This window comes from Caballeronia jiangsuensis (assembly GCF_046030135.1).
Classification (GTDB): domain Bacteria; phylum Pseudomonadota; class Gammaproteobacteria; order Burkholderiales; family Burkholderiaceae; genus Caballeronia; species Caballeronia jiangsuensis.
The window spans coordinates 66,420-80,111 of the sequence record NZ_JAQQDB010000036.1 but is presented as its reverse complement, the minus strand read 5'-3'; the positions used below and the strand labels follow the sequence as shown (position 1 = coordinate 80,111).

Annotated in this window: 11 protein-coding genes; 3 read left to right on the top strand and 8 right to left on the bottom strand. The window is 63.5% G+C overall.

Annotation, left to right across the window (positions count from 1 at the left end; all coding sequences use genetic code 11):
- Positions 1-19 precede the first annotated feature (19 nt).
- On the bottom strand, positions 20-1,210 hold the full coding sequence (locus PQR08_RS29645) for an MFS transporter (RefSeq protein WP_250487562.1): 1,191 nt from the start codon (positions 1,208-1,210) through the stop codon (positions 20-22).
- A gap of 149 nt (positions 1,211-1,359) precedes the next feature.
- On the opposite strand from PQR08_RS29645, the gene PQR08_RS29640 reads away from it, so the two are divergent.
- A complete protein-coding gene (locus tag PQR08_RS29640; RefSeq protein ID WP_187602918.1) occupies positions 1,360-2,304 on the top strand; it encodes a GlxA family transcriptional regulator in 945 nt (314 codons plus the stop codon).
- Here PQR08_RS29640 and bfr read toward each other — a convergent pair whose 3' ends face one another.
- From bfr to PQR08_RS29605, 7 genes are all read right to left on the bottom strand, one after another.
- Positions 2,305-2,781, bottom strand: a complete 477-nt coding sequence (bfr, locus tag PQR08_RS29635; protein ID WP_187602919.1) for a bacterioferritin — start codon at positions 2,779-2,781, stop codon at positions 2,305-2,307.
- A 98-nt stretch (positions 2,782-2,879) separates the two neighbouring features.
- A complete protein-coding gene (locus tag PQR08_RS29630) occupies positions 2,880-3,932 on the bottom strand; it encodes an ABC transporter ATP-binding protein (protein ID WP_250487563.1) in 1,053 nt (350 codons plus the stop codon).
- The gene (locus PQR08_RS29625) at positions 3,929-5,554 is read right to left on the bottom strand and encodes an ABC transporter permease (RefSeq protein ID WP_408163249.1); all 1,626 of its coding nucleotides are present in this window, start codon (positions 5,552-5,554) and stop codon (positions 3,929-3,931) included. The genes PQR08_RS29630 and PQR08_RS29625 overlap by 4 nt, the downstream gene beginning before the upstream one ends.
- Positions 5,555-5,568: 14 nt before the next feature.
- On the bottom strand, positions 5,569-6,537 hold the full coding sequence (locus PQR08_RS29620) for an iron ABC transporter substrate-binding protein (protein WP_250487573.1): 969 nt from the start codon (positions 6,535-6,537) through the stop codon (positions 5,569-5,571).
- Between the two features lie 100 nt (positions 6,538-6,637).
- On the bottom strand, positions 6,638-7,924 hold the full coding sequence (gene efeB, locus PQR08_RS29615; RefSeq protein ID WP_250487564.1) for an iron uptake transporter deferrochelatase/peroxidase subunit: 1,287 nt from the start codon (positions 7,922-7,924) through the stop codon (positions 6,638-6,640).
- 33 nt (positions 7,925-7,957) lie between these two features.
- Entirely contained in the window at positions 7,958-9,067 is a 1,110-nt protein-coding gene (locus PQR08_RS29610) for an NHL repeat-containing protein (protein WP_250487574.1), read from the bottom strand.
- A 97-nt stretch (positions 9,068-9,164) separates the two neighbouring features.
- On the bottom strand, positions 9,165-10,661 hold the full coding sequence (locus PQR08_RS29605; RefSeq protein ID WP_371882485.1) for a carbohydrate porin: 1,497 nt from the start codon (positions 10,659-10,661) through the stop codon (positions 9,165-9,167).
- A 367-nt stretch (positions 10,662-11,028) separates the two neighbouring features.
- Here PQR08_RS29605 and PQR08_RS29600 point away from each other — a divergent pair, with 367 nt between their 5' ends.
- A complete protein-coding gene (locus PQR08_RS29600; RefSeq protein WP_494410646.1) occupies positions 11,029-12,903 on the top strand; it encodes a serine hydrolase in 1,875 nt (624 codons plus the stop codon).
- Positions 12,904-13,133: 230 nt separating this feature from the next.
- Positions 13,134-13,691, top strand: coding sequence for a carboxymuconolactone decarboxylase family protein (locus PQR08_RS29595; protein WP_250487566.1), 558 nt, complete (start codon positions 13,134-13,136; stop codon positions 13,689-13,691).
- Position 13,692 lies beyond the last annotated feature (1 nt).

Sequence of the window (13,692 nt, the reverse complement as noted above, 5' to 3'; positions counted from 1 at the left end):
TATGGGCCGATCATAGATCTCATTCAATGGTCGTCCGCATGTTGACCGATTCGCGATGCCGAATGATCGGTCGCCGCACATAACGGTGCGCAGCCTCGGCGAAAACAAAAGCCATTGCAATCAGCACTGCGGCGATCAAGCTCAGATACTGTCCGCCGATTCTCGGAATCAACGCCCCGCCCAGCAAGCCCGAACACGCGAGTCCGACATACGTAGCGGTGTTATTCAGCGCGAGCACCAGCGGCGCGATATGCGGCGAGATCTGCACGAGACGATGCTGTTGTGGGACAAGAAGCCCCCATCCGCATACGCCCCATATAACGAGCGCTATCGCAGCACCGAATGCGTGTGCCGAAGTCCACGGCAAAGCGCAGAAATTGATGACGGCGATCCACAGCATCGCATTGATCAGCGTGCGACTCTCGAACCGGTCCACGAGGCGGCCGGATAGCAGGTTGCCGGCCGTCGCCGCTACGCCCCACAGCAAAAACAGGCCTGCGAGAACGCTTTCATCGCCGTGCGTCACGCGCTCCAGCACGACACCCGCATACGTGTAGACCATCAGGAAACCGCCGAACGCGAATAACGACGTGAGCAAGGTGAGCGCGATACGCACATCGCGGACAGGCGCCAGTCGCTCTTGCAATCTGACCGATGCCGGCCGCGCAACCGATGGCAGCATCGCCCACACGCCGATCATCGCGACAATCCCGAGCGCGGTGACGAACCACAGCGTCATCCTCCAGCTTCCGAATCCGCCGATGAACGTGCCCATCGGCGAGCCGAGCGCCGTTGCTGCCGTCAGACCGGCGGTCACCGTCGCCAGCGCGCGACCGCGTCTTTCGGGCGCTGCAACCGCCGAAGCAACGCCCAATGCGGTCGGCGAGAACAGCGCGGCGCCGAATCCGGCCAGCGCGCGGGCGAAGAGAACCCACTGCAAATCTGCGGCCAGGGCGCTGACCGCGTTGCCGACGACAAAGATGCCCAGCGCCGAAATCAGCAGAAGCTTGCGCGGCCAGTTGCCGGTGACGGCCGCCATCACGGGCGCGGCCACCGCGTAGGTCAACGCGTAGAAGGTCACCATCAGCCCGGCGAGGCCAATGGACGTATGCAGTGAAGCCGCGACGTCCGGAAGAATGCCGGCGACGACAAAGTTGTCGGTGCCCATCGCGAACATGCCCGTTGCCAATATCAATAATCGACGATCCATAAAAGAGTTCTTTCTGAAGCACGGTTGAGGTTCGGTCGTCCGGTCCGCTTTCACCCGCGGCAACGGCGCGTGGAAAAAGCATAATCTGCGTTGACTGTGTCTCAAATGTCATATATACAATCGATTTAGGACATGACGAGCGGCACGCGATGCACACGATCGGCTTTGTGGTCTTCCCGAACTTCTACCTGCTGGGATTTGCGGCGGTGACCGCCTTCGAGCTGGCCAACGCCGTTTTGGGCGAGCCTGCCTATGGCGTGACCGTTCTGTCCGAACAGGGCGGGCTCGTCCTGTCTTCGGCGGGCGTGCGCGTAGAAACGCAAGCGTTCGGCGATGCCGCATTCGACACGGTGATGTTCAGCTCGGGCGTCGAAATCGATACGAAGTCGGCCGCGTTGACAGCATTCGTCAGGCGCTCGCTGAGCACGTCGCGACGAATCGCGGCTCCATGCACCGGCGCTTTCATCCTGGCGGAAGCAGGGGTTCTCGACGGCCGCCGCGCGACGACCCACTGGCGTTTCGCCAACGAACTGCAGCGCCGCTTTCCCCGGATCGCTGTCGAAGAGGACCAGATTTTCATTGTCGACGGGCCGATCTGGACCTCGGCAGGCATGACCGCCACGATCGACATGGCGCTCGCGATGATCGAAAAGGATCACGGCCAGGACGTTTCGCGTGCGGTCGCGCGCAAGCTCGTCGTCTATCATCGGCGCGCCGGCGGGCAGTCGCAGTTCTCGACTCTGCTGGACCTCGAACCGAAATCCGACCGCATCCAGAAAGCCATCGACTACGCGAGCGCCAATCTGCGCAATCCATTGACCGTCGAGGAGCTAGCCGACGTCGCGAGCCTGAGCCCGCGCCAGTTCAGTCGCGCGTTCAGCGCCGAGACGGGGCAATCGCCTGCCAAGGCAGTCGAACATCTGCGTGTGGAAGCCGCGAGATTGTTGCTGGAGAAAGGGCGTCTGTCGCTGGACGTGATAGCGGACGAAGTCGGTTTCTCGGATCGGGAGCGAATGAGACGGGCGTTCCTGCGCACGACCGGGCAACCGCCGCAGGCCGTTCGTCGCGTCAGCAGGGAAAGCGCCGGCGCGTGATCACACGACCTTGTGAATCGCGGATTGCTGGTAATTCTGGATGCCGATCTTGTCGATGAGGCCGATCTGAATCTCCAGCCAGTCGATGTGATCCTCGGTGGCATCGAGAAGCTCGACCAGGATTTCTCTCGACACGAAGTCCCGCACCGACTCGCAATAGACGATGCCTTCCTTGCATTGCGCCTGAGCCGCCATCTCGAGCTTGAGATCGTTCTGGAGTGCTTCGAGCGTGTGACTGCCGATGGATAGCGGGTGCAGATCCTGCAAATTGGGCATTCCGTCGAGCATGAGGATGCGCTCGATCAGCTTGTCCGCGTGCGTCAACTCATCCATCGACTCGTTGTACTCGTGCGCGCCGAGCTCTTCGAAACCCCAGTGTTTGTAGAGGCGCCCGTGAAGAAGATACTGGTGCACGGCCGTCAGCTCGTTCTTCAGTTCGGCGTTGAGGTAGTCAATCACTTTCGGATCGCCTTGCATACCGTCTCCTGCCTGATCACGTGGCTACCCAATCAGGATAGACGCTGAGCGACAACAGGCCCACAACGAGACTCATTTTCATTCGCAGGGCAAATCGGTCAGGAATCGCGCGATAGGCGATAAGCCACCGCATCGCCTTCGACCGATAGATGGACTTGCTCGTCGATACGCGGCGCACGAAACCCCGGCACACAGGCGACGACCGTGCACTCTTCCGCATGTTTCAGCCTGAGCGTGACGAGCGCGTCGCGGCCATTGAAGCCGACGTCGATCACAACCGCCTCACGCGACGCGGGCGACGTTTCCGCGGCGAGGCGAATCTGTTCGGGCCGGATCATCACATCGACCGCGCCTTCTTCGACAGGACTCGAAAGCGGAAGCCTGCCGAGCGCGCAACTCGCGAAATTGCCATCGGCGATGCCGCGCAGCAGCACCGCGTCGCCGACGAATGACGCCAGTTCCCGCGTCGCCGGCCGTCGATAGATCTCCTCCGCGGACGCGTTCTGCACGAGCCGGCCGTTCCAGAGGACCGCGACCTGCTGTCCCAGCGAAAGCGCCTCGGCCTGATCGTGCGTGACGAGCACGGCGGTCGTACCGGTTTGCGCCAGCGCACCTGCGACGGCTTTGCGCGTCTCGATCCGCAAGGCTGCATCGAGCGAAGAAAACGGTTCGTCGAGCAGGATCAGTCCGGGCGACGGCGCGAGCGCCCGCGCCAGCGCGACGCGTTGCTGCTGCCCGCCGGAAAGCTGTTGCGGCGCACGCTGTGCGTAGTCGAGCGGCAATCCGACCAGCGCCAGCAACTCCGCCACCCGATGATGCGCACGGCGCTCGCCACGCGGCAGCCCGAACACGATGTTCTCCGCCACCGACAGATGCGGAAACAGCGCGCCTTCCTGCGGCACATAACCGATGCGCCGATGCTCCGTCGGCACGAACGAGCCGGGGCCGTCCACGCGGCGCCCGTCGATTTCGATGATTCCGCCATCCGCGCGCTCGAAGCCGCACAAGAGACGCAGCAGCGTCGTCTTGCCGCTCCCGGACGGGCCGAGCAGCGCGAATAGCGTGCCCCGCGACACAGTGAGATCGACGCCATGCAGCACGGGATGGTCATCGAAGGCCTTGCGCAGACCCTGCACGCGAAGTTCGCTCATAGGTTGGCTGAATGTCGAGGATCGAGCAGCGCGGAGCGTCCGAGCAATACGAAAAGCAGGCCCGACGCGCAGAACGAGATGAGCGTCAGCAAGGCCGCATAGGGCGCGGCGGCGGCGAATGCGAGCGTCGATGTATCGGACCAGACTTGCGTCGCGAGCGTGTGGGTGTCGAGCGGCGCGAGCAGCAGCGTGGCGTTCAGTTCCGTGACGACGGAGATGAAGACCATCGCCGCCGCTGCGCCGAAACCCGGACCGGCGAGCGGCAGCATCACGCGCAGGAAAGTCTGCGTGACGTCGAGGCCGAGCGCGCGCGCGGTGTCTTCGAGACGCGGTTGCGCCTGCATCAGCGCGGCGCGCACGCTGACGAGCGCGAGCGGCAGAAAGAGGATCGCGTAGGCGGCAATCAGCAGCGTCACGCCCTGATACAGCGGCTGCAACGCACGCACCGCGAGCGACACGATCGCCAGTGCGATCACGAGTCCCGGCACGCCTTGTGCGAGAAAGACGACTCGTTCCATCGCCGTCGCGATGCGTCCGGGATAGCGCACGAGCAAGAGCGCGAGCGGAAACGACAGCAGCACAGTGACGACCGCCGCGAGCAGGCCGAAGCCGACGGAAGACATCGTCGCATCGAACAACAGTTTCGGCGATACCTCCGCGGGCGTGACGGCCGCCGCGCCTTCCTGCGTGAGCCAGAACGCGATCATGCCGAGCGGCACGCCGAGCGTGACGACGACGAGCGCGGCGAAGCCCCCGACGACCGGACAGCGCCATCGTCCGAGTTCGTAACGCAGCGCCGCGCGGCGCGCGCCGCGATCGACGCGTTCATAACGCGCGCGTCCGCGCAGCCGGAATTCGAGCGCAAGCACGATCAGACATAGCAGCAACAAAACGCACGCGACGAGCGACGCGCCGCCGCCATCGAAACTCGTGCGGTACTCCGCGTAGATTTCCGTCGTGAACGTGCGATAACGCAGCATCTGGAACGCGCCGAACTCCGACAGCACGCCGAGCGCGACGAGCAGCATGCCGCCGAGCAAAGCGGGCCGCAATTGCGGCAACACCACGCGTGCGAACACGGCCCATCGACCGCAACCGAGCGACCGCGCGCTTTCCTCCAGTGCGGGATCCATGCCGCGCAAGGCCGCGGCGACAGGCAGGTAAACGAGCGGAAAATATGCCGACGTAATCACGAGCAACGCACCCGCGAAGTCTTGCAGGTCGAGGCTGATCGATACCCACGCGTAACTCGATACGAAAGCGGGCATCGCGAGCGGCGCGGCAGAGAGCATCGCCCAGATGCGTCGTCCGGGCAGATGCGTGCGCTCGATGAACCATGCCGCCGCCGTGCCGATCACCGTCGATGTGAACGTCGCGCCGAGCGTGATCCACAGCGTGTTGAGCAGCAACTCGCCGACGAGCGGGCGAAACAGCAGTTCGATTGCGTCATCGAGCCCGTTCGCGCTCGCGCGCCAGAACGTGAACGCGAGCGGCGCCAGCACGAGCAGCGCCGCGAGCGATGCGCACGCGAGCAGGACACGCGGCGCTCGCTTCGTCGTCCGAAGGGGCGCGCCATCCGCGGACGGCTCCAGTGCCGCGACCGCTTCGCCCGGCTCGATCAATTCGCTCACCGGCTTCAGATCAGCCCGGCCTGACGCAGAAGCTTGCCTGCCTGACTGTCGTCGCCGAGTTGTTCGAGCGTGAGTGTGGGCGGCTGCAACTGGTCGAACGGTTTGAGCAGCGGATCGGGTGCGACGCCGGCGAGCAGCGGATATTCGTAGCTCACGCGGCTTTTCGCCATCAGCGCCTGCGCGCGTTCGCTGACGAGATACTTGAGGAACTGCTGCGCGCCGTCGACGTTATGGGCGCTCTTCATGATCGCCGCCCCCGACACGTTGACGAGTCCGCCGACATCGCCGTTGCCGTAGTGATAGATCGCGCTGCGTGTGGCCTTGTCGCCGAGTTCGGCATGCAGGCGCGCCCAGTAATAGTTGTTGATGATGCCGGCCGTCACGCCGCCGCGATTGACGGCTGCGACCACGCCTTCGTCATCGTCGAAAATCTGCGCGTTGGTCTTCAGGCCCTTGAGCCATTGCAGCGTCTGTTCCTGACCCTTCAACGCAAGCACCGCGCTCACCAGCGGCAGAAAATCCGCGTCGCTCGGCGCGATGCCGACCTTGCCCTTCCATTCGGGCTTCGCGAGATCGAAGAGCGAGGGCGGCAGTTGCGACGGCTGGATCTTGCCCGTGTTGTAGGCGAGCACGCTCTCGCGCGCGGTGACGCCGACCCATTGTCCGGTCGGCGAGTTGTAGCGCGCGGGAATGATCGAGAGCGTCGCCGGATCGACTTTGGCGAGGAGGCTTTTTTCTTCCAGCAACATGAGCTCCGGCGAATTCTCGGTGAAGTACACGTCCGCCGGCGTATTCGCGCCTTCCGCGACGAGCTGCGCCGCGAGCGCCGGCCCTTCGCCGTTGCGAATCTTCACGCCGATGCCCGTCTGCTGCTCGAAGTCTTTCGCGAGCATGTTCATGACCTGCTCGTGCTGCGCGTTGTACACGACGATCGACGCCGCGTGCGCGCTCACCGCGATCGACAGCGTCAACATCACCACTTGCGGCAACTGCCGCCATATGCCGAACCGAGATTGAGCCATGGAGCCTGTTCCTCTTGACGTTATGTTTTTATGCACGGGCCTGTGACTGTCTTCAGGCCTCGAACAATTGCGCGCCGATATACGAGCCTTCCTTCGCGCCCGGCGGCACCGCGAAAATCGCGCTGCCGACATGCGTGGTGAACTGGTTCATCATGTCGAACTTCGCGAGCTTCGCGTTGATCGGAATGAAGCCCGTGCGCGGGTCCGACTGATGCGCGATGAAGATCAGTCCCGCGTCGTATTCGGTTTCCTGCCGCCACGGCGGCCAGCGTTCGATATAGAAAGTGGTGCCGTCGTTGTACGAGTACGAGCGGCGCAAGATCTGCATGCCGCTGTTGCTCTGGTGGTTCGACAGCCGCACGTGCGAGTTTTCCGCGATCGTCGGATTGCCGTCCTTGTCGGCGGCGTCGAGATCGACCGCATCGAATTCGTTCTTCTTGCCGATGGGCGCGCCGCTGTATTTGTGGCGACCGAAGACCTGCTCCTGAAAGCCCAGCTCCATCGTGTCCCAGTGCTCCAGCGTGATGCGGATGCGCCGCACCACGGTGTACGTGCCGCCTTTCATCCACGGCGCGTCGGCGCCGTCGGCCCAGACGAACTGATTCATGAGCGGCGGCTCTGCCGTCGCCGGATTGTTGGTGCCGTCCTTGAAGCCCATCAGATTGCGCGGCGTCTGTCCCTTCGGGCCCGACAGAAATCCTGCCTGACCCCAGCGGATCGTCGTCACGTTCGCGAGCGTCCCCATGCGTGCGAGTTGCCGCACCGCGTGAAACGCGACCTGCGCATCGTTCGCGCAGGCCTGAATCATCAGATCGCCGCCGGTCTTCTCGGGGATGAGCTGATCGCCATTGAAGCGCGGCAGATCGACGAGCGCGCCGGGACGTTTCGATGCGAGACCGAAGCGATCCTTTCCGTCGCCCGTCTTGAAGAGGCCCGGCCCGAAGCCGAACGTGACCGTCAGCGCCGATGCGCCGAGGCCCAGCACATCGGCGGAGTCGGGCGCCGACTTGTCGTCGGGCGTGTTCAGCGCGGCGGCCGTGTCACCGCGCGTCATGCGCGCCGCGGCGATCGTCCATGCGCGCAGCAACGACACGAGTTCGTCGCGATTGTCGGTCTTCACGTCGAACGCCGCCATGTACGTGTGGCTCTGCTGCGGCGTCACGATGCCCGCCTGATGCGCGCCGTAGAACGGCTCGGTTTGCCGTTGCGCGTCGTCGGCGGGCGTGCGCGTGAGTGCGGCCCGCGCGACGCCCGCGCCCGACGCGAGTCCCGCCGCCGCGCCGGCTTTCAGAAAACCTCGCCGGCCCGGACGGCGTGGCGTCGATTGATCGTCGTTCATGATGCTGCCTTCCTTCGCGTGCCAGCCCGCCCGTCACTTCGCGATGACGAGCGTGTTGACATCGTCCTGCACGTAATAGAACCCGTCGCCTTCCGGCGTCATCGCAATGCCGAACAGATCGCCGTTGCCCGGAGGGCTTTGCGCCTTGTCGGTGTCGATCCAGCGCGCATAAAGCTGCTTGCCGCTTTCGGGAATGATTTCGACCACCTGGCCATTGAGCGCGTTGGTCACGAGCAGATGGCCGTTGGGCGCGGTGACCATCGCGAGCGGACGATGCAGCAGGCCGTCGGCGGTCAATTGCCGGCCGACGCCCGCGCTGGTGTCGCGCGTCAGCGGGTCATCGATTTCGTTGATGCGGTTGCCGATCGCATCCGACACATACAGCAGCTTCTTGTCCGCCGAGAGCGCGAGCCCGGTCGGGCCGACGAGGAACACGCCCTTGTCGGCCTGCGCGCCGAAGCCGCTGCCGACCACGGTTTCCTTCTTCACGACCGGCGGCTGTCCCTCGGGAATGTCGAGATCGAGCCGCAGCACGGTGGCCTGCTTGAACACCGGCGGCGTGCCCTCAGCGCTACCCACACCGAAGCCCGCCATGCTGATGAACAGCGTCGCGCTCGTGCCGTTGTCGTCCACGGCCATGTTGCCCCACGGATCGTTGATGTTCGGGCTCGACCACACCTTCGCGATCTTGCCGCTCGAATCGAGCACCACGAGACAGCCCGCGCCTTTGGTGCCGGTGGTGCCGTCGTTGCTGGGCGTGCTGCCGACGATCACCCAGCCCGACTTGAGCATGGTCATCGCCGTCGAGAGGCCGACGCCGCCCGGGCAGTCCTTCAGATCGCGCGGAATCTGCGCGAACAGCGTCATCTCTTTCGTATCGGGGTGATAGTTGACGATGGTGCTGCCCGTGCCCTGCAGATTGGCCGCGTTGTTGAAGTTGTCGATGAGCACATCGCCCTTCTTTATCGTCCCCGCCGACACCGGCGCGACGAAGATCGCATACGGATTCTGGTCGCCGTTGTCCGGCACCGTGTTGATGAGCGTCGTGTTACGGTGCAGCGTTTCGAGGAAGCCTTGCGGCTCGGCGTGCGCCGCGCATGGAAGAAGGCTGGCGGCGATGACCGTCGCGAACGCGAGGAGCATGCGTCGCGTCGAAGAGAATGCTGCGCGCGTGTTTTGAGTGGCCGTCATGATCTGAATGCTTCGCTTGGGTCGTGGAATGTCGCGTGTCGATTTGGGCTTAGAACGTGAGGTTCGCCCGCACGCCGATCACGAAGGTGTTGCGCAGCGGCTGCGTCGGATCGTTCGGATTCTGGCCTGCGCCCGCGTTGAACGTGTATTGCGCGTCGGCCTGCATGGTCCACCACGGCGTCACCTGATAGATGTACGTCGCTTCGATGGTGGTTTCCTGCGTCCTCACGCCATACGGCGAGTTGAGGAAGTTGCGGTAATCGAGATCGAGATCGTGCACGTGATTGCCGACCTTGATGTAGGTGACCGCGAGACCCACGCTGTCGTCGTCGCGTCCTTTGAAAGGCGCTTTCATGACGATGCCCGCGTTCGCCGCGAAGCTCACGAGATTGCGATCGCCCGGCGCGCCCATTAGCCGCGTGAACACGCCGATGCTGCGCGGCTCGTCGGGATCGGGACGCCAGATCATCTGATCCGCGACGGCATAGAAGCTGTAATTGCCGTGATGCGATTGCGGCACGCCCGTCGATGCGGGATTGGCCAGCGACAAGCCGGTGTTGTCGAAGCGCTGATCGTCGAAGCGGTTGTTGTTGTACCAGACGCCCAGCTTGTAAGTGCCCGGCAGCTTGTTGCTGTTCATGCCGACCATCTCGCCATCGGACGGCTGGTTGATCGCATATTGCAGTTCGCCGATGAACAGCGTGCCGTTGTGCAGATTGAAGTTGGTGCCGTGCAGATTGTCCGGGTTATTGCCGAGCGGATCGCCGTCGAACACGCCCGCAAGCGCGGTGAGCTGCGGCGTGATCTGACCGCGCACGCGCACGCCGAGCGCGGAGAGCGGATAAGCGGGTCCGCCTGAAGGCATGTCGTACGAGGGCAGGGCGGGCCAGCCGAACATCGTGTTGATGAAGGTGGCGGAATACTGACTCGTGATGAATTCCTGATCGATACTTTGCTGACCGATCTTGATATCGACACGCTTGTCCAGGAACGACTGCTGATACCACAACTCCCACAGCCGCGTGGTGGCTTCGGCTTCGATTCCGCTCGCCGTGTTCAACGTGCCGAGATAGCGCGTGCTCAGATTGGTGCCGTGAATCTGCAGCGCGCTGACGTTGAACTGGCCGCCGGGCAGGCCGAACGCCTTCTGTGTATCGATGCCTACCGTCGCCGTGGTGAGGCCATCGTACGCGCCGCCGCGACCGAGGCCGCCGCGCACGTTCGCGAGGTACTCGCTCGTCTCAGTCAACTGGAACGTCACGCCGTATTTGCCGAGCCACGGACGCAAGCCGCCCATGTCGCCGAGCATGGTTTCGCGTGTCCAGAAGCCGGTCCAGAAGTTGGACGGCTGCGCCTGAATCTGAAGGTCGGCTTCCGGCGCTTCCGGCGCGGCATCGGGACTGGCGGCCGCGAACGCGCTGCCGGCGAGCGCGTTCAACATCAGCGCCGTGGCTACGGTCAGGCATCTGGCCGCGGGCATGACGGACCGCACGGACGCCGCACGCCCGGTTCGTCGATGCCGATATGCGGATCGGTCGATTTTCATTGAACTCCTAATTGTTATTGTCTTGTCGATCGCATTGATCACGAAAATTGAATTAATGCGGCGCTGCGACTTGAGTCCTGAATGGCTTGAATCGAATCGTACGTTGGACGTTTATTCTCGTCAATATAAATGAGAATGATTCTCAGGTAGGTTACTGTTACCTATCTTCATATTGCTGAATTGACAGGTTTCGTTGAGCTAAATGGAAGTGGAAGCTAAGTTAGCGGTCTCTTAAAAGAGAGTGAAGCCAGCATCGACTTTCGATCAAGCGATGAGTCGCGACGTAATTTTCATGCCTATAATCCACCGCGAAAGGACCGAGCCGCACAAAAACACGCCCCTGCGAAAAACAACAAGGAGAGCCGTCGTGTCCCGATCCAACCGTACGAGCTTCAGCCCCCGTGCGCCCAGCGCGGGCCGACGGCAATTTCTCGGCGCGGCCGGCGCCGGCATGCTGGCGACGATTCTTCCGGGCTGCGGCAGCGATCACTCCGACTCGCAGCCGTATCCCCAAACGGTCGCGATGGGCCAACAGTCCATCCAGCAGATGATCGCGGACCCGGCGCAACCGGTCGCCGCAATTTCCGTCGCCATGCTCAAGGGCGGCAACGTGTTCTGGCAGCAGGCGTTCGGCGTGTCGTCGGTGCCGAGCCAGACCCAGGCGACGATCCAGACGCGCTTCAACATCGGCTCGGTCAGCAAGCTCTTTGCGGCGCTCGCGGCTGCGATTCTTCAGGATCGCGGACTCATCACGCTCGATACGCCGATCGTCCGATACCTGCCGACGTTCACGATGCTGTCCCCCGAATACGCGAAGATCACCACGCGTCATCTGCTGTCGCACTCGTCGGGATTGCCCGGCACCAATTCGCGCAACCTCTTCACCTTCGCGCCGGTTCCCGGATACGCAGCCGACACGCAAGCCGAACTCGCGAACACGCATCTGAAGCATCTGCCGGGCGAACTCGCCGTGTATTGCAACGACGGCTTCACGATGGTCGAACAGATCGTCCTCGCGATGACCGGGCAGAGCTTTGCGAGCTTCGTCGAAGCGAACATCCTCGCGCCGCTGAAGATGACGAACTCCAGCTATCTCACGGCCGTGCCGAACGGCGGTTCGTTCTCCTATCCGTTCGCGAACGGCACGCAGTACCAGGAGTTCGTCAATGCGTACGCGACTGGAGGACTGAGCTCGACGCCCGGCGACATGATGAATCTCGCGCAGATGATCATCGGCGGTGGCATGTTTCAGGGCCAACGCGTGGTGTCCGCGGCGGGCATCGCGGAGATGGGCACGGACCAGTCGACGGGACTCTTGATCAACCCCTCGCCCGAATGGCGCTGGGGTCTCGGCTGGGATTCGGTCCAGCAGCCCGCGCTTCAGGCCGCGGGCATCCTCGGATGGGAAAAGGACGGCGGGACCGCGTTCTATTCGAGCGAATTTTTCGTCGTGCCGCAGGCGCAACTTGCGCTGATGGTGACCGGCAACTCGGGCTACGATGCGCGCAAGCTGGCGGAATCGCTCGTCCTGTCCGCGCTGAAGGAGGACGGCACGATCGCGTCGCTGCCGGCCAAGGTCAGCACGACGGCGCCGCCGGCCGCGTCGGCGCCGGGCATCGCGAATGCCGGCGGCATCTACGGCAACTCCGATTCCCCGCTGCAGGTGATCGCCAATCCCGACGGCAGCCTGCAACTGAATAAGTGGAACGGCCCCACGCGCGCGTGGACGCAGGTCGGCACATATCAGTACCGCAGCGACGGATGGTGGTGGAGCAACAGCGATGCCGCGTCCTATCGATTCACGGTCGTGTCGGGAACCGATGGCGAGGGCAACGCGTTCAGTTATCGCTATGTGATGAAGCGCGTCGTGCCGGGCGCGGGCTACGCCTATCTCACGCTGCCGATCGGGCAGCAACTCGCCCCGCTTGCGCCGCTCGACGCCGCGTGGCAGCAGCGCGCGGGCACACAGTGGACCTTGACGAACGATTCGCCGACGGCCGTACCGATCGTCATCCTGGGCAATCCGCCGGCCTTCCTCACCACGTTGCCCGAACTGGCGGGCTACGTCCTGTACGGCAACGAAGACCTTCGCTATCAGCTCTTCGTGCCGCTCGCGGACGATCGCGGCGGCATGTCGGTGAAGGTGCCCGGAAACTTCGGCCGCGATCTCTATGAAATCCGTTTCGGATCGACGGGCGGGACGACACTGACGCTGGGCAGTTCGATCTACGACAAGGCGTAAAAGCGTCCGCATCCACGCTGCCGGCCGGCGCCGATCACGAGCGCGTCCCCATAGCCCCGTCCGGCACCCCGTCCCTCGAAGTCTCGGTGTTCTGCGGCGCAGTCGCGAAGCGACTCCCGACACGGCCCGCAAGTCGATTACATGCGATGTAATTGGCGCAATGCATGAGCGCTCCTACTCTACGGCTTTCGCGCCTCCGTTCCGGTTGCGCGTTACTGCCAGGAGATACCATGCTCAACTATCCCGTTCACACGATCGAATCCGCGCCCGCGCAATCGCGGCCCGTGCTCCAGCAATTGCAGCAGGCGTTCGGGCTGATCCCGAACGTCGCGGGCACGATGGCCGCATCGCCGGTGCTGATCGACGCTTTCATCGGCGTGTTCCAGCGCGTGCACGCGAGTAGTCTCACCGAGCCGCAGATTCAGACCGTGCTGTTGACGAACGCGGTCGCGAACGCGAGCGAATGGCCGGTCGCGTTCCATACGGCGCTCGCGCTGAAGGAGGGCGTGCATCGCGAAGACGTCGAAGCGATCCGTCAAGGCGTCTTGCCCGGCGATGCCGAACTGGCCGCGCTGTCGGCATTGGCGCGTGCATTGATCGGCAAGCGCGGCCGTCTGGACGAGTCGGACCAGCGACGTTTTCTCGAAGCCGGTTTCGACACCGCGCAGATACTGGAAGTGATTGCGGTGGTGGCGGCATCGACGATCACGAACTACACCAGCAGCGTGACGCGCCCGCCGCTCGAGACGCAGTTCGAAGCGTTCGTCTGGCATGCGCCGATAGCCTGAG